We start from the raw sequence: 17,985 nt of genomic DNA, 5'->3' as shown, positions 1-17,985 counted from the left end.
CTTTCACCCTAAGAAAGCTGTAATGCTGCGGCAGGCCACCGCAGCGACCCACCATCATGGAAATTCCGATACTTATCGCCCTCATCCTGCTCAACGGCGTATTTGCCATGTCCGAGATCGCGCTGGTCACGGCACGCAAGGCAAGACTGCAAAAGCTGATTGATGAGGGCGACAGCGCTGCGGCTGCTGCGCTCAAGCTGGGGGAAGACCCCACACGTTTCCTCTCCACCATCCAGATCGGCATCACCTCCATCGGTGTGCTCAACGGTATCTTCGGTGAAGCCGCACTGGCCCAGCCGCTGTCCGTGTGGCTGGAGCAATGGGGCATGCCGGTCAAGTACGCCGGCACGGTCTCCACGGCCGTGGTGGTGGTCCTGATCACCTATGTGTCCATCGTCCTGGGCGAACTGGTCCCCAAGCGCCTGGGCCAGACCAACCCCGAGTCCATTGCCCGTCTGGTGGCCCGCCCCATCAACCTGCTGGCCAAGCTGACCAAGCCTTTCGTGTGGATGCTCACCAGCTCCACCCTGGGTCTGCTCAAGTTGCTGGGCGTGCGCCAGAGCAATGAATCCTCGGTGACCGAGGATGAAATCCATGCCATGTTGGCCGAAGGCACCTCGTCGGGTGCCATCGAACAGAACGAACACGCCATGGTGCGCAACCTGTTCCGCCTGGACGATCGCCAGATCTCCTCGCTGATGGTGCCGCGCTCCGATGTGGTGTGCCTGGACATCTCTGCCAGCTTTGAAGAGAACCTGGCACTGATCGAAGAGCACGACCACGCGCGCTTTCCCGTCACCAGCGGCAGCTTTGAAGACCTGCTGGGCGTGCTCAATGCCCGCCAGTGGATGGCCCATGCGCTCAAGGGCGACCGCGAACTGACGCCCACCAGCGTCTTCCTGGAAAAACCGCTCTACATTCCGGAAACCATCACCGGCATGGAACTGCTGGAGAACTTCAAGAATTCCGGCGCGCCCATGGCCTTTGTGGTCGACGAGTACGGCGTGGTGCAGGGCATTGTGACTGTGCACGATTTGATGGAAGCCATCACCGGCGAGTTCGTCACCGAAGACCCCAGCGACGCCTGGGCGGTGCAGCGCGATGACGGCAGCTGGCTGCTGGACGGCCACATTCCCATCATGGAGCTCAAGGACCGCCTGAACCTGAAGAGCGTGCCGGAAGAGGAAAAAGGCCGCTACCAGACGCTCAGCGGCATGGTCATGCTGCTGACCGGCAAGCTGCCCACCGAGGCCGACAAGGTGGTCTGGGAATCCTGGCAGTTCGAAGTGGTCGACATGGACGGCAAGATCATTGACAAGATCCTGGCCACCCGGCTGCAGGACAATGTGATTGAGACCTTGCAGGACGAGTAAGCGTCCCGCATTCCCCGCAAAAAGGCTGCCCCAGGGCAGCCTTTTTACATGGGGGGGCCACAGGTGGAGGCTGGCGCAGGGTGCCACAGGCGGTGTTCAGGCTGTCGCGTTGCGCGCCCGCAGCGCCGGAATCACCTGGCTGCGCAGCAGCGGCGCCAGGGTGTCCGGCAGCGGCTGGTCCAGTGCCAGCCACTGCACACCCGCAATCTCGGCCGCGGCCTGCACGGTCTGCTGCAGGGGGGCGTGCGCCACCAGCACATGGGCGTGCACCTGGGTGGCCGCTTCATTGGCGGCAATGGCGCTGAACTGGCCCAAGGGCGCAAAGTCTGCGGCCGCCATGGTGATCTGCAACTCCTCCTGCAGCTCGCGCACCAGGGCCCGCAGCGGCGTTTCATCCCCATCGCGCTTGCCGCCGGGCAGCATCCAGGCCTGGGTGCCGCGCTTGCGCACGGTCAGCAAGTGGCCCTGGGTGTTGAACAGACAGGCGGCGGCGATGTGCAGGTGGTGCATGGGGGGCGGGTTGGTGGGTGCGGAACGGGACGAAAGGCTGGAAAGGTCCCACAGGCCTCAGAGGCGGGCGTTCTTGTTGCCGTAGGCGCAAAAACCCGGTTTGGGGCCTTTCTTGGGGTGCAGGCGGCAGGTCTCCGGGCGCTGCTCGTACACCGTGCAGCGGCGTGTGGTGGCATCCAGAAAGTTGCAGTCTCCGCTGGCGCGCCGCGCCATGGTGAAGATCTCGTGTTTGGGATTGAAGTGGTCGATCAGTCGCATCTTGGTCAGGCGCTTGGCGATCTGCTTGGGTTCGATGTGCTCGACCTCGAACGGGTCCACCAGGCCCAGGCGCACCAGGTCGGGCAGACGCACCTCCAGCGGCATGGTGCAGCAGTTGGCTGCGCAGGTGTCGCACATGCCGGGCTTGTACTTGCTCCAGGTTTCCAGACGGTCCACGTCCACGATGCGGATGGAGGATTTCATAGGGCTTGGCAGCCAGCGTCCGGGTGCTCACAAAAAAGTGAGCATGCGGTGCGCGCATGGCTTGCAACTCCGTATCAATTGATGGGGATATTTTTCTGGGGCAGGTGCAAGCAGCCCACAGGGAACGAACGGTGTTTTCCGTCGTCACCGGGCCGTGCATGCCGGAGGCGGCATGGTACCGGGATTGGCCGAAGGGGCCGGGCGCAGGGTTACCGCTGCGCTGGTGCCACCACGGAACCGTACTTTGCGACTGCTGGCAAGCGTTCACTGCGCTGGTTGACCGCACTGCCGTTGATCTTTGTCAAGTGCGCCGGGCCACTTCAACGGCTTTGAGCGCAACCCTTGCTTACAAGGGCGCAGGGCGGGTTTGGACGTTTTTGAATGCGATGGGCTTTTTTCATGCGCCCACTGAATCTTTGCTGCTATGCCTTTTACATGCATTTCACACAATGATTGACATTTGCTGCTGCATAAAAGGTGCGGCATTGGCGTCGGCGCCAATAGTGACTGCAAGGGGATTTCCCTAGGATTGCGCATATTAAGTCGCCAGCGGACCAGGTATTCGCGGCAGTTCCTCGAGCTTATTGAAAGTGATAGATGGCAAGTACTCCCGTGCTGGTGACACAGCTGACAGGCCAGGCCTGGGTTCGTGATGCGGATGGCAATCTCACGCCATTGCGCCAAGGTATGCGTATTCCCGCCGATGCGGAGGTCGTGACCGCTTCGGGCAGCACCGTGGTGCTGCAGGCCGACGGGCAGCCACCGCTGGTCCTGGGCGAGAACCAGGATGTGGCCTTGAGCCCGGATGTGTTCGAAGACATTCCGGCCGCGGAGGCCGCCGTGCCCACCGCGGTCGATCCGCTAGTGGAGAACCTGATTGCCGCCATCAACAACGGCCAGGATCCCTTGGCCGAGCTGGATCCCACTGCCGCAACCAATGCCGGTGGTGGTGGTGGTGACCACACCTTTGTGCGTCTGGCCAGCGTGCTGGAAGCCACTACACCGCTGGCGCTGGCCTACCCCCGTCCCGCAAGCGACGTGGTGGAAGACCGCCTGAGCGGTGCGGCCGGCACCACGCTGCCGCCGCTGTACGAAGGCACACTGACCCTGAGCGCACAGCAGCAGGTGACGGAAGGCGGCATGATCATCGTGACTGCCACCGTGGACCGTGCACCCCGCGGGAGCGATCTGGTCATCACGCTCAGGACCGGAGAGGTCATCGTCATCCGGGTCGGCGAAACCTCGGGTTCGGTGGAGATTCCCACCCGTACGGATGATGCCTATGTGCAGGGTACGGACCAGCATCTCTTTGAAGTCGGTTCCACCACGGGCGGCGGCTACGACCGTCTGGATACCACCAGCACCACCAGCACCAATGTGGTGGACGACCAGGACCCCACCGAGATCGTGCTCAGCGCCGATACACAGGTGACCGAAGGCGGCAAGATCACGGTCACCGCCACTGTGGACAAGGCGCCCCAGGGCTCGGATCTGGTCATCACGCTCAAGACCGGCGAAACCATCACCATCAAGGTGGGCGAGCTCACAGGCTCGGTGCTCACCGACTCCCGCCCTGACGATGGCTACCTGCAAGGCACACAAGGCCAGCAGTTTGAAATTGCCCAGGCTGAAGGCGGCAATTACGAGGCGCTGGACACCAGCAGCACCACCTCGACCCAGGTGCAGGACGATGCCGACACGGTGACCGTGCAGCTGACAGCCACCACGTCGACCACCGAAGACGGCGGCTCCATCACCTACACGGCCAGCCTGGTCGATGCCGCCGGCAAGCCGGTGACCACGAACAACGCCATCACCGTGACCCTGGCCAATGGCGAGGTGATCACCATTGCCGCTGGCAGCGCCTCGGGCGTCTCCGACCCGGTGGCGGTGAACCGCGATGATGTGTTCCTGGAAGCGGACAGCATCAGCAACCACATCGAATCCATCAGCGAAGCCAATGCAGGCACCACCGGTGCGCTGGAGCACCTGGTGGCAGACGACACCCCGGTGAAGACCACTATCCTGGACGACAGCGATCCTGTCTATGTGCAGATCAGCGTGGACCAATCGGCCGTGTTCGAGGGCGGCGCCCTGGTCTACACCGTGCGCCTGGTCGACGGCAACGGCGATCCGGTCAGCGTGGCCGCAGGCAAGAACGTGACCGTGACACTGGACTGGAGCGGTGCGGCCGCCAACGGCGCCGATGTCAACAACCTGCCCCCCACCGTGACCATTGCCGGCGGGCAAACCGCAGCGCCGTCTTTCACGGTGACGACGCTGGTGGACACCCAGGTGGAATACCGCGAGCCGCTGACTGCGACCATCGCGGCCGTGCAAGACAATGGCGGCAGCAACAAGGGCTTCGAAGACCTGCAGATCAGCGCGACCCAGTCCAGCGTCAGCAGCACGGTGGTGGACAAGCCCACCCTCACGGTCGTGGATAGCAACGGTGCCGCCATCAAGGGCCAGGTCACGGTCAATGAAAAGGGCCTGACCAGCACCACCGACGACAGCGAAAGCGCGCACGGCACGCTCAAGGTGACGGCTGGCTCGGGACTGGACAGCATCAAGATCAACGGCACCACCATTTCGCTGGCCGATCTGCAAGACCTGGGCACGGATGGCATTGCCATCACGGTGGCCGGCCATGGCGTGCTGACGATCACCGGCTTCACGCCAACGGCCACGGCCGATGGCATGGAGGTGGCCTGGGATGTGCAGTACACCTACACGCTGACGCAGGCCCAGACCCATGCATCAGTCCAGGGCACCAACGATGCGCTCAAGAACATTGCGCTCGAAGTGATTGCCAAGGGCGCCGATGGCACGGGCACGGTGTCCACCGCGGGCACGCTGGGCGTGCAGGTGATTGACGATGTGCCGACCATCGTGACGGAAGTGGGCGCGGCCGAACCCACACTGACCACCGATGACGCCGATCTGCAAGCGGGAACACCGGACAAGGCCAGCATGGATTTCGCAGCGGTCTTTGTGGTCAAGAGCGCCGACTACGGCGCCGATGGCGCCAAGGGTGCGGTGGCCTGGAGCTACAAGCTCGCCGTGGACAACGGCGCGGACTCGGGCCTGAAGAGCGGCGGCCAGAGCATTCTGCTGTACCAAAAGGCCAATGGCGAGATCGTGGGCGTCACGGGCGGGAATGCAACCACCGGCAAGGTGGTGTTCAGTGTGACGGTGGATGCCACGGGCAAGGTCACCTTGGTGCAGACCGGTGCCATCGACCATGACAGCAAGGACAGCAGCGATTACAGCAGCGACACGCAAAGCCTGCTGGACGGCCTGGTGAAGCTGTCGGGCACGGCCACCATCACCGACAAGGATGGTGACAAGGCCAGCCACACCACCACCGTCAATATCGGGGCCAACCTGGTCTTCACCGATGACGGCCCCACCATCGGCAGCCCGACCAATGCCGAAGTGGCAGAAAAGAACCTGGCCACCGGTACTGAGGCCAACAGCGCCCTGACCGTGTTCACGGGCAGCCTGGCGGTGGATTTTGGTGCCGACAACGCCAGCGGCGCCAAGGCCTACTTCACCCAGGCCACGGCCGACCAGTTGCAGGCCCTGGGGCTGAGCTCCAACGGCACCGCCCTGGTCATCACCCTGGGTGCGGACGGCAAGATCATCGCCACGGCCGGTGTGGGCGGCGCGGAGGTCTTCCGCCTGGAAATCACCAACGCCGGCACCAACCAGGCCGGCTACAAGTTCACCCTGACGGGTGCGCTGGACCATGTGGATGGCAACGGCCAGCAGGTCAATGTGCTGGATCTGCCCATCAGCTTCGAGGCCCGTGACAGCGATGGCGACACCGCCAGCGGCAACTTCCAGGTCAGCGTGGTGGACGATGTGGAGCGCGCCTCCCAGACCATTACCGTGACCGAAGACAGCGGCGCCGGTACGGCAGACAACAAGTTCAGCCTGGGGGCTGACGTGGCGGCCAGCGAAATCCGCATTCTGGCGGCCGATGGCGTCACGGTGCTGCAGGGCACACCGGGTGCCAATGGCAGCACGGTGTACGCCACAGGCCATGGCCTGCAGGGCACGGTCACCGTCAACAAGGACGGCAGCATCACCTATGTGCCCAGCGCGAACTACAGCAACCAGCTGCAAGGCAACGGCCAGTATGCCGCCGATGAACTGAAGTACTCGATCGTCAGGGACGATGGTTCGCCGGTCCCTGGGACGGTGACGGTACAGGTCAAGGCCGTGGCCGATGCGCCGGTACTGGACAAACTGGCCGCTGCGACCACCAATGAAGACACCGCTGTGCACCTGGGCCTGAAGGCCCCGACGACCAGCGATGCGAGCGACCAGAACGGGACCGGCGCCGGTGACAACCCCGAGCGCCTGGGTCCCATCACGCTCAGCGGCTTCCCGGCAGGCGCACAGTTGCTGGATGCCAATGGCAACGTGGTCTACACCTTCACCAGCGGCAACGCGGTCAGCATTGTGCTCACGGATGGCAACCACACCGCCAGCGCCAGTGGCGTCTTGCAGATGACCACCGCCGAATTCGAGGCTCTGCAGGTGCTGCCGCCGGCGGAAAATGCCGCCAACTTCAAGGTCACGGTCAAAGTGACCAGCTATGAGGTGGACGAAAGCGGCAACAAGCTCAGCAGCGTAGACGGAAAGACGGGTTCCACCACGGTGGATGTGAAGGTGCATGCGGTGACCGACCCGATCGAGCTGAAGATCGACGGCAAGGACAGTCACGACCTGACAGTCAAGGAAGACAGCAGCTACAACCTGACACCGCTGTTGAAGGTCAGCCTGGATACCGGCGCCGATGGCAACACCCAGGCCGATGTGGATGGCAGCGAACACCGCTGGCTGGAAGTCACGGGCCTGCCCGTGGGCAGCACGGTCAACGGCACGCTGATCACCAGCACCACCCAGGTGGTGAAGGTGGAGATCACCAGCAAGGATGCCAGCAGCCTGCCGGACATCATCGTGACACCGCCCAAGGACTTCAGCGGCGACATCACCGGCATCACGGTGACGCTCAAGGCCCAGGACCTGGACCCGAATGGGGCGCAGGAAAATGGCGTGGTGCTGAGCGATTCCGTCACCCTGAATCTGCACGTCGAGCCGGTCGCCGGGGATGTGGTCGTGACCCATCCGCAAGCGATTGCAGAAGACACCGAAGTCGCGTTCCTCGCCGGCGTGCGGGTGACCGACAGCGGCACGGCCGGTGGCACCGAAGTCATCACCAAGGTGCAGTTCGAGCTGCCGCAGGACTGGACGCTCAGCGGCCAGCCGGCTGCGGGCACGGCCGGCGATGCGGTCTGGACGGTCACGGGCTCCGGCACCACTGCCGACCCCTATGTGATCGAGTTCACGGCAGGTTCCGAAGCTAGCCGCGAGTTGGCGCTGGGCCAGTTCACGCTCACCCCGCCAGCACACAGCAGCAAGGACGCCACGGTGCAGCTGTCCATCACCACGGTGGACAGCAATGCCGACGTCACGGGTGGTGCAGACACCAGCGATGAGGTGACGGTGCAGAAGCCGGTGCAGATCACCGTGACCCCGGTGGCCGAAAGCACCGCCGCTGGCGATACGGACCACAACGGCCAGGCCGACCTGACCGTGCCCACCACGGACCACACCTATGCGGCCCTGGGCAAGGAAGACACGGTGTTCAACCTGAACATCGAAGCCACGGACCTGCTGAACCAGGCCGGCTGGAAGAACGAGGACCAGGACGAAACCACCACCGTGCTGCTGACGCCGGTGAAGCTGTCGGAAGACGGTCTGGGCAGCAGCCCTGCCATCGGCACCGTCTTCACCTGGAATGGAGGCAGCGCCACCTACCAGGGCACCCCGATCGAGGTGCCGCTGTCGGCCTTGTCCAGCCTCACGTTCCAGGCTCCGCTGAATGATGCGGGCACCTTCCAGGTCCAGTTCCAGGCCAAGACCTATGACTACGACGACGACACCGAGACCGGTGTGGCCGATACCGCCATCTCCGATGCGGGCAGCCTGACCATCCACGTCGCGCCGGATGCCGACCTGGCCGCGCTGTCGGTGCAACCGGCACAAGGCCTGGAAGACACGGCGATTGCATTGACGATCCGTCCGTCCAGCACGGACGGCTCGGAAACCTTCAACGTCAGCATTGCCCAGATTCCTGCCGGCGCCAGCCTGCACTACGGCGGGCTGGAAATCACCAGCAGCACCACGGGCGTGCCGGGCATCACCGTCACGTCGCAGGGTGGATCCTGGTCGGTGGTGATCACCGACTACCAGACCAGCGCCGGCCTGAGCGTGACCCCCCCGGTCAACAGCAATGCCGACTTTGCACTGGAGGTGAAGACCCAGGCGGTCGACGCCCTGCAGGGCTTCGACACCAGCACCGGTGCCTGGAGCCAGACGCAGAACCTGCCGGTCAAGGTCGTGGGTGTGGCCGACGAAGCCAGCGTGGCGGCCAAGCCGCACACCTACACGGAAGCGGACCTGGACGGCGGCGCTGCCAAGATCCAGCTGGGCGATCTGATCCAGAGCGTGCAGCAGGCGGACACCGATGGTTCGGAAAAGCTGAGCTTCCGCATCACCGGCCTGCCCGAAGGCTTCACCCTGGAAGGCGCGCGCTATCTGGGTGGCACGGGTGCGGACCGCGTCTGGGCCGTGGATTCCGAAGCCGCCCTCAAGGCCATCACCATCACCGGTCCTGAGAATTTCAGCGGCACGGTGTCGGTGCAGGTGACCCCGGTCACCACCGAGAACGACGGCGACTGGAAGAGCCACGCCACGGAAACCCTGGTGGCTACCATCACGCCTTCGCCCGAGTCGGTGGGCAACCAGCACGCCACCTTGTACGAGGACCGTGAATCTGCGCTCGATTTCTCGATCCAGACACCGCAAGGCGAGAACGAAAGCCTGACCCATGTGCACATCAAGGTCGAGGACTTCGAATCCCAGGGCTTCCAGCTGTTCCTGAACGGCGAGCCCATCGACTCCGCATCGGTGGCGATCGTCACCGATGCCCAGGGCAACGACTGGTACGTGCTGGATGCCACCCAGGCCGGTCAGGTGACGGCCTTGCCGATCACCGAGAACAAGGCCGACAACCAGGCCAATGCGCCGGATCTCAAGCTCACCGTCAAGTACGAGGTGACCGATGCCTCCAGCGACGGCTCCGTGGCCCCGGTCACCACCGTGGGTGAACCCCAGGACTACCACCTGCACGTGACCCCGGTCACCGACGAGGTGGGTCTGCAGCTCGATGGCATCACCAGCGGTGGCGCCAGCCTGAACACCGACACCTCCGGCACCGTGCCGCTGGTGACTTTGGAGAGCACAGGCAACTTCCAGGTGGGCGTTGTGCTGAGCTCGGCCGACCAGGATGGCAGCGAATCCCTGATCCAGGTGCTGGTGACCGGCGTGCCCAACGGCCTGACGGTCGATGGACTGAGCATCGGTGGCACGCAGGTGGGTGTGGCCCACCAGCTGGACAGCGGCAAGTGGGTGATCGAGGTGACGCCTTCGCAGCTGGCCCAGTTCCAGGCGAGCGTCCAAGGCGGTGACGTCCAGGCGCAGCTGTCCTTCACGGCAGGCTCCGCACTGTCCGGCCAGGCCCATGCCACGATCGGCATCGAAGTCTTCAGCCAAGATGCAGGAGCCAGCAACGTCTCGAACGCTTCCGTGCAGTACGAGCTGCAGGCCGACCTCACCGGCGGCGGGCAGCCTGGCCAAGCCGTGCAGCTGGACTTTGCGCGCAACCCGGATTTCACCGGCCAGGAAGACACGGCCTTCACCCTGGACCAGCTGTTCCAGGCGACGATCAGCGACAACCCCAGCGGCCAGGATGTGGCGTTCACGCTCAGCCTCAAGCTGCCGGCTGGCGCCACCATCGTCCAGGACGGCCACACGCTGACTGCCATCAAGGTGGGCGGCGATGGCGCCGAGGAACTGTGGCTGATCTCCGGAACGGCCAAGACCACCGAAGAGCTGCAGGCCCTGCTGAGCGAGGTGGTGGTCACACCGCCGGCCGATCTGAACGACCACTTCGGTGGCATGCAGATCGACGCCACCATGGCCGGGCATGTGGTCTCCACCGGCGAGCAGACCGTGGTCAAGGTCCACGACACGCTGCCCCTGGCACCCGAGACCGATGGGGTCAGCACCGCCGTGGTGCTGTCGGCAGCCGATGCCGATGGCAGCCCGACCGGCGACCGCCCGAAGGAAGGCAGCGACATTGCGATCCAAATCGACATCGCGCGCGGCGTGGATGGTCCGTCGCTGCTGAACGGCACGCTGACCATCAAGCTGACCGAGGGCGATGGCTTCAGCGGCGGCAAGCTGTTCTACGGCACGACCGAGCTGGTCCAGCAGGCGGACGGCAGCTACCAGCTGCCGCTGGATGCCGCGACCCAGCAGGCGCTGCTGACGGGCAGCAGCACCAGCATCGTGGGCCTGCACTACCAGCCCGATGCGGCGCAGAAATACGTCAACGGCAGCCTGGAAGTGGAAGTGATCGTCCAGAGCAAGGAGCAAAATGCGCCGGACTGGACCAGCTCGCAAGGCTGGGCCGACAGCAACGGTGACAGTGGCACCGTGGTGGTGGAGCAGATCAACAACGGCTTCGAGTTCACCAACGTGGGCTCCAACACCCCCTACAAGGACGGTGACATCGGCACCATCCAGGGCAGCGAAAACCAGACCGGTACCAGCCTCATCACGCTGGATATCGCGGGCAAGCTGCTGGACGCCGACGGCTCCGAGCAGATCCACACCGCCATCCTGGAAAACCTGCCCAATGGCTTCCTGGTGTACTACACGGACGCCAACGGTGCGCTGGTGCAGGCCATCAACACCGGCTCCAGCTGGAGCATCCCGGTCGATGGCGGCAAGCTGCCGGTCATCAGCATCCAGGCGCCCCAGAACTGGAGCGGCACGGTGGAAAACCTGGCACTGCGTGTGCTGAGCGGTGAGGGCAGTGATGCCGCGCACCAACAGGTCAGCTCCGCGACCTTCCAGCTGGAAGTGGCTGCCCGGGCCGATGGTTTTGAGACCGACACGCCGGTGGTGGAACAGTCCTTCGGCCGCGAGGGCGACATCATCGCGCTGAACCTGAACCTGGCCATGAAGGACCGCCAGTCCGCCGGCACGGGCGACAGCTCGCTCGAGACGGTGACCCTGACCCTGACCGGTCTGGGTGAGCACGCCAGCTTCTATGTGGGCAGCACCCTGCACACCGCCAGCTACGACCAGGCCACGGACACCTACACGCTGACCGGTCTGTCCCAGACGGATATGGACCAGCTGGGCTTTGTCCAGGCCAAGGATGCGCTGACGGACCAGAACGCATCGGCCAACGGCCTGCAGATCGGTTTCACGGCCCATACCGTGGATGGCAGCGATGTGTCGTCGAGCATCTCCGGCAGCTTTGACCTGACCCTGAGCAGCCAGAGCGGCTCGGGCGTGGTGCTGGACGGTTCGGGCAGCAGCCATGGCAACCTGATCGGCGGGGCCGGCAGCGACACCCTGCTGGGTGGTGCGGGCGACGATGTGCTGCGCGGTGGGGCTGGCAACGACAGCCTCCACGGCGGTGCAGGCAACGACCACCTGGAAGGCGGCAGCGGCAATGACGTGCTGATCGGCGGGGCCGGCAACGACACCCTGATCGGCGGCGACGGCGATGACATCTTTGTCTGGAAGCAGGGCGACGCCGGTGGCGAGGGCCTGGCACTGGCGGCCAAGGACGTCGTGGCCGACTTCGGTAACGGCCACGATGTACTGGATCTGGCCGATCTGCTGCAGAACGAGAACGCCGACAACCTGGGCAAGTACCTGAGCTTCAGCAAGGAGGGCGAGGACACCGTGTTGCGCATCTCCAGCAACGGCGCCTTCAGCGACGATGCCGGTTCGCTGATCTCCAAGGTGGACCAGCAGATCACGCTGCAAGGCGTGGACCTGCTGCAGGGCAGCTCGTCCGAAGAGCTGGTCAAGCAGATGCTCAGCGATGGCCGCCTGAAGGTGGATCAGACCTGATCGACGGAGAACCTTGCCGCGGCCATGGGCACGCGGCAAGGGGGTGGCGCTTGCTGGTGCCAGGGGCATCGGCGGCGCTGTCCCGCTGGCGGTCAATTCGTTGGCCACAGCGGGCCCTGCCGGAGCTGGAGGCCTTCCATGGCCACCAATCCATTTCCATCAAAAAAGCCCGGCACTGCCGGGCTTTTTCATGGGTGCAATCCGGGGGCACGGATTGCCGTGCACCAGGGCGCTTACGCGTCGATATTGCCGGCGCGCAAAGCGTTGTCTTCGATGAAGTTGCGGCGGGGTTCCACCTCGTCGCCCATCAGCATGGTGAACACGCGGTCGGCTTCGATGGCATCACCCACCTTGACCTGCAGCAGGCTGCGCACCGCGGGGTCCATGGTGGTCTCCCACAGCTGTTCGGGATTCATTTCACCCAGACCCTTGTAGCGCTGGCGGCCGGTGGTACGTTCGGCTTCGGAGATCAGCCAGCGCATGGCCTGGCGGAAGTCGCTCACCTTTTCGGTCTTGGCTTTTTCGCCTTCACCGCGGGTGACCTTGGCACCTTCGTTCAACAGGCCGACGAAGTTCTGCGCCTCATCGGCCAGCGCGGCGTAGTCGTGGCTGGCCACGAACTCTTGCGTCAGGATGGAGCTCTTGATGTTGCCGTGGTGGTGGCGGCTGATGCGCAGGATGGGGTTCTGCGAGTGCGGATCGATCTCGGCCGTCACGGCAGCGGGCACGCCGGTGGTGGTCAGTTCGCGCAGCTTGGCTTCCAGCACCGGGGCGCAGGCCTGGGCATCGGCCAGGGTGTCGAGCTTGATCTGCACGCCGTCGGCAATGGCGCGCAGGGCTTCGGCATCCATGAAGGCCGACAGGCGCTCGATCACGCTTTCGGCGGCCAGGTGCATGTGGGCCAGCTTCTCCAGCTCCTCGCCTTCGATGCCGCGCGCCGCAGTGCCGCCGGTGGTGACGCTGGCGTTCTGCAGGGCGATGCGCATCAGGTACTGGTCCAGGGCCGGGCCGTCCTTCAGGTACAGCTCTTCCTTGCCGTTCTTGACCTTGTACAGCGGTGGCTGGGCAATGTAGATGTGGCCGGCTTCCACCAGATCGGGCATCTGGCGGTAGAAGAAGGTCAGCAGCAGGGTGCGGATGTGGGCGCCGTCCACGTCCGCGTCGGTCATGATGATGATGCGGTGGTAGCGCAGCTTGGCCAGGTCGTAGTCGTCGGCGTTGCTCTTGCCGCTGTCCGCGCTGGCTTTGCCGATGCCGGTGCCCAGGGCGGTGATCAGGGTGACGATTTCCTGGCTGGACAGCAGTTTCTCGGCACGGGCTTTTTCCACGTTCAGGATCTTGCCGCGCAGCGGCAGGATGGCCTGGAACTTGCGGTCGCGGCCTTGCTTGGCGGAGCCGCCGGCGGAGTCACCCTCGACGATGTAGATTTCGCACAGCGCCGGGTCTTTTTCCTGGCAGTCGGCCAGCTTGCCGGGCAGGCCCATGCCGTCGAGCACGCCCTTGCGGCGCGTCATTTCGCGGGCACGGCGCGCAGCTTCACGGGCGCGGGCGGCGTCGATGATCTTGCCGCACAGCTTCTTGGCGTCGTTGGGCTTTTCTTCCAGGTATTCGGTCAGCGTCTTGGCGACGATGTCTTCCACCGGCGCACGCACTTCGCTGGACACCAGCTTGTCCTTGGTCTGGCTGCTGAACTTGGGTTCGGGCACCTTCACGCTCAGCACCGCGCACAGGCCTTCGCGCATGTCGTCACCCGAGATTTCGACCTTGGCCTTCTTGGCCAGGTCGTTGTCGGTGATGTATTTGCCGATCACGCGCGTCATGGCGGCGCGCAGACCCGTCAGGTGGGTGCCGCCGTCACGCTGGGGAATGTTGTTGGTGAAGCACAGGACCTGCTCGGTGTAGCCATCGTTCCACTGCATGGCCACCTCGACACCGATCTCGGTGCCGGGAATGCCGCCATAGCTTTCGGCCGGGCGGCTGCCCGTGGCGTAGAAGGGCGTGATGTCCAGGTCCTTCTTGTTGCCGTTGATGAACTTCACAAAGCCCTGCACGCCGCCGGCGCCGGAGAAGTCGTCTTCCTTGCCGTCGCGTTCGTCCTTCAGGCGGATGCGCACGCCGTTGTTCAGGAAGGACAGTTCGCGCAGGCGCTTGGCCAGGATCTCGTAATGGAATTCGTTGTTTTCCTTGAAGATCTCGGTGTCCGGCAGAAAGTGCACCTTGGTGCCGCGCTTGTCGGTGTCGCCGATGATGCGCATGGGCGAGATTTCCACGCCATCCACCACTTCGATCAGGCGGTTTTGCACAAAGCCGCGCGAGAAGTCGATCTCGTGGGTCTTGCCGTCGCGGCGCACCGTCAGCTTGAGCTTGACGGACAGCGCGTTCACGCAGGACACGCCCACGCCGTGCAGACCGCCGGAGACCTTGTAGCTGTTCTGGTTGAACTTGCCGCCGGCGTGCAGCTCGGTCAGGGCAATTTCCGCAGCCGAGCGCTTGGGCTCGTGCTTGTCGTCCATCTTCACGCCGGTGGGGATGCCGCGGCCGTTGTCGATGACGGACAGCGAGCCGTCGGCGTGGATGGTGACCAGAATGTCGTCGCAGTGGCCAGCCAGGGCTTCGTCGATGGAGTTGTCCACCACTTCAAAGACCAGGTGGTGCAGACCGGTGCCGTCGGAGGTGTCGCCGATGTACATGCCGGGGCGCTTGCGCACGGCCTCCAGGCCTTCCAGAATCTGGATCGCGCCTTCGCCATAGCCGCTTGCGTCGGCCCCTGCAGGGGCTTGGTTCTGGGGATCTGGCTGGTTCTCTGCGGTCATGGATGAAATGCCTTGTGCTGCAAGAGCAGGCGCTGTTTGCACCTGCCCTGCCTTGAATTCAATGAACTAACGGTGGAAAAGAGCGCGATCCGCGCAGGATCGGCCGCTCTTTTGAGGGGGCGCCCAGCCGGGCCGGGCGACCCGGTGACATCAAATGCGCATGGGCATCACCACGTACTTGAAGCGCTCGTTCTCGGGGATGGTGACCAGGGCGGAGCTGTTGCCGTCGGCCAGCTGGACCTGCACCATGTCCTGGCCCATATTGGCCAGTACATCGATCAGATAGGTCACGTTGAAACCGATTTCGATGGTGTCGCCGCCGTAGTCGATGTCCAGCTCGTCCACTGCCTCTTCCTGCTCGGCATTGGTGGAGGCCACGCGCAGCGTGCCCGGCTCCAGGTTCAGGCGCACGCCCTTGAACTTGTCGCTGGTCATGATGGCGGTGCGCTGCAGCGAGGCCAGCAGCGGGGCGCGGCCCAGGGTGATGCTGTTGCTGTGGTTGCGCGGGATGACGCGGTTGTAGTCGGGGAACTTGCCTTCCACAAGCTTGGTGACGAACTCCATGCCGCCAAAGGTGAACTTGGCCTGGTTGTTGGCGAACTGCATCTCGATGCGGGGCTGGTTTTCGCCACCCACATCGCTCAGCAGGCGCTGCAGTTCCAGCACCGTCTTGCGCGGCAGGATGACTTCCTGCTTGATGCCCACGTCCACATCCAGCTCGGCGCTGGCAAAAGCCAGGCGGTGGCCGTCGGTGGCGACCAGGCTCAGCGTGTTGCCTTCGGCCACGAACAGGATGCCGTTGAGGTAGTAGCGGATGTCCTGCACGGCCATGGCGAACGAGACCTGACCCAGCAGCTCCTTGAGCACCTTCTGCGGCACGCTGAAGGCCGGGCCGAAGGCTGCGGCTTCCTGCACCAGCGGGAAGTCCTCGGCCGGCAGGGTCTGCAGCGTGAAGCGGCTCTTGCCACCCTTGAGGATCATCTTGGACTGCTGCGTCTCCAGGCTCACGGTCTGGTCGCCGGGCATGGTCTTCAGAATGTCGATCAGCTTGCGGGCGCCCACCGTGGTGGTGAAGTCGCCGGTGTCACCGCCGAGCTCGGCCGTGGTGCGGATCTGGATTTCCAGGTCGCTGGTGGTCAGCTGCAAGGCGTTGCCCGTCTTGCGAATCAGCACATTGGCCAGGATGGGCAGGGTGTGACGGCGTTCAACAATGCCGGACACCGATTGCAGGACCGCGAGAACTTTGTCTTGTGTGGCTTTCAGGACGATCATGTCAACCTCTGATGGTGATGCGGGGACTGCGTTTGGGCCAGCGGCACATGGTGGCGTACCCCCTCTTGCTGCCCAAACCCCCATTGTGCCCCTGCCGGCCCGGACACAGGTCCGCAGTCCGGCCCGCAGGCGGGAAATTAGCCTTTGAGTGTCTGTTCCAGCACATGGAGCTGCTGGTTCAGTTCGGTCAGTTGCTGGCGTTCACCCGCAATCTTGCGGACGGCGTGCAACACGGTGGTGTGGTCGCGGCCGCCAAACAGCTCGCCGATTTCCGGCAGGCTCTTTTGCGTCAGCTCCTTGGCCAGGTACATGGCAATCTGGCGCGGCCGCGCAATGCTGGCCGGGCGCTTCTTGCTGTACATGTCCGCCACCTTGATCTTGTAGTAGTCGGCCACCGTCTTCTGGATGTTTTCCACCGAGATCTGGCGGTTCTGGATCGACAGCAGATCGCGCAGCGCCTCACGCGCCAGCTGGATCGACACTTCCTTCTGGTTGAAGCGCGAGTAAGCCAGGATCTTGCGCAGCGCGCCTTCCAGTTCACGCACGTTGGAGCGCACGTTCTTGGCCACAAAGAAGGCGACTTCCTCGGGCATCTCGGCGTTCTCGGCGCGGGCCTTGTTGATCAGGATCGCGACACGCATTTCCAGCTCGGGCGGCTCGATGGCCACGGTCAGTCCGGAGTCGAAGCGCGAGACCAGACGTTCATGGATGTTGGCCAGCCCCTTGGGGTAGGTGTCCGACGTCATCACGATGTGGCTCTTCTTGGCCAGCAGCGCTTCGAAGGCGTTGAAGAACTCCTCCTGCGTGCGGTCCTTGTTGGCGAAGAACTGCACATCGTCGATCAGCAGCAGATCAAGCGAGTGGTAGCGTTCCTTGAATTCGTCGAAGGTGCGGCGCTGGTAGGCCTTGACCACGTCGGACACAAACTGTTCGGCGTGGATGTAGAGCACCTTGGCGTCCGGCTTGTCCTTGAGCAACTGGTTGCCCACTGCATGCACCAGGTGGGTCTTACCCAGGCCGACACCGCCGTAGATGAACAAGGGGTTGTACAGGTGGCCGGGCGAGCCCGCCACATGCATCGCGGCGGAGCGGGCCATGCGGTTGGCCGTACCTTCGACCAGGGTGTCAAAGGTCAGGGCCGGGTTCAGGCGGGTGCGGAACACCGGGGCTGTCGGCTCTTCGCTGGCCGACAGGGTGGTGGCCGGGGTGCCGGCTTCGGGTGCGGCAGCGCTGGTTGCCTGCACCGGGCGCACATAGGTCCGGACCACGCTCTCGCGGTGAGCAAGTGCCAACTCCAGGGTGACCGCCTGGCCATACAGGGCTTCCAGCAGCGCGGCAATGCGGCCCGCGTACTGGGCACGGATCCAGTCGAGCTTGAAACGGTTGGCCACGTAGACCGTGACCTTGGAGAAGTCTTCCGCCACCGAGGCGGTCAGGGGCTTGATCCAGGTGTTGAACTGCTGCTCCGGCAGGTCTTGGCTGAGCTGCTCGACGCAGGCCTGCCACAGGCCCTGGCCAGCGTCGTTGGTGGGTTCCTCGGTCAT

Annotated in this window: 7 protein-coding genes; 2 read left to right on the top strand and 5 right to left on the bottom strand. The window is 64.1% G+C overall.

What is annotated here, in order from left to right:
* The first annotated feature begins 56 nt into the window (after positions 1-56).
* Complete coding sequence (locus tag CT3_RS00035) at positions 57-1,373, top strand: hemolysin family protein (RefSeq protein WP_066538457.1); 1,317 nt, start codon at positions 57-59, stop codon at positions 1,371-1,373.
* 96 nt (positions 1,374-1,469) lie between these two features.
* Here CT3_RS00035 and CT3_RS00030 read toward each other — a convergent pair whose 3' ends face one another.
* Entirely contained in the window at positions 1,470-1,883 is a 414-nt protein-coding gene (locus CT3_RS00030; protein ID WP_066538454.1) for an NUDIX hydrolase, read from the bottom strand.
* Between the two features lie 57 nt (positions 1,884-1,940).
* The gene (locus CT3_RS00025) at positions 1,941-2,345 is read right to left on the bottom strand and encodes a YkgJ family cysteine cluster protein (RefSeq protein WP_066538451.1); all 405 of its coding nucleotides are present in this window, start codon (positions 2,343-2,345) and stop codon (positions 1,941-1,943) included.
* Positions 2,346-2,942: 597 nt separating this feature from the next.
* On the opposite strand from CT3_RS00025, the gene CT3_RS00020 reads away from it, so the two are divergent.
* Positions 2,943-12,356, top strand: a complete 9,414-nt coding sequence (locus tag CT3_RS00020) for a retention module-containing protein (RefSeq protein WP_141891718.1) — start codon at positions 2,943-2,945, stop codon at positions 12,354-12,356.
* A 233-nt stretch (positions 12,357-12,589) separates the two neighbouring features.
* On the opposite strand, the gene gyrB is transcribed toward CT3_RS00020, so the two are convergent.
* The 3 genes from gyrB to dnaA all read right to left on the bottom strand — a co-directional run bounded on the left by gyrB (position 12,590) and on the right by dnaA (position 17,985).
* Positions 12,590-15,169 carry a DNA topoisomerase (ATP-hydrolyzing) subunit B gene (gene gyrB / locus CT3_RS00015; RefSeq protein ID WP_066538376.1) on the bottom strand — a complete coding sequence of 860 codons (2,580 nt, stop codon included), beginning with the start codon at positions 15,167-15,169 and terminating at the stop codon, positions 12,590-12,592.
* A gap of 150 nt (positions 15,170-15,319) precedes the next feature.
* On the bottom strand, positions 15,320-16,441 hold the full coding sequence (gene dnaN, locus CT3_RS00010) for a DNA polymerase III subunit beta (protein ID WP_066538367.1): 1,122 nt from the start codon (positions 16,439-16,441) through the stop codon (positions 15,320-15,322).
* Positions 16,442-16,578: 137 nt separating this feature from the next.
* Positions 16,579-17,985: a chromosomal replication initiator protein DnaA gene (gene dnaA, locus CT3_RS00005; protein ID WP_066538365.1), complete on the bottom strand. Its 1,407-nt coding sequence runs from the start codon at positions 17,983-17,985 to the stop codon at positions 16,579-16,581.

This window comes from Comamonas terrigena NBRC 13299 (assembly GCF_006740045.1).
In the GTDB taxonomy this organism is placed as follows: Bacteria; Pseudomonadota; Gammaproteobacteria; order Burkholderiales; family Burkholderiaceae_C; genus Comamonas; species Comamonas terrigena.
Note: the sequence above shows the minus strand (reverse complement) of the source record. Positions and strands in the feature narration are given on the sequence as shown.

Coding starts and splice junctions, on each gene's coding strand:
- CT3_RS00035 (WP_066538457.1), top strand. CDS start 57: ATGGAAATTCCGATACTTATCGCCCTCATCCTGCTCAACGGCGTATTT.
- CT3_RS00030 (WP_066538454.1), bottom strand. CDS start 1,883: ATGCACCACCTGCACATCGCCGCCGCCTGTCTGTTCAACACCCAGGGC.
- CT3_RS00025 (WP_066538451.1), bottom strand. CDS start 2,345: ATGAAATCCTCCATCCGCATCGTGGACGTGGACCGTCTGGAAACCTGG.
- CT3_RS00020 (WP_141891718.1), top strand. CDS start 2,943: ATGGCAAGTACTCCCGTGCTGGTGACACAGCTGACAGGCCAGGCCTGG.
- gyrB (WP_066538376.1), bottom strand. CDS start 15,169: ATGACCGCAGAGAACCAGCCAGATCCCCAGAACCAAGCCCCTGCAGGG.
- dnaN (WP_066538367.1), bottom strand. CDS start 16,441: ATGATCGTCCTGAAAGCCACACAAGACAAAGTTCTCGCGGTCCTGCAA.
- dnaA (WP_066538365.1), bottom strand. CDS start 17,985: ATGACCGAGGAACCCACCAACGACGCTGGCCAGGGCCTGTGGCAGGCC.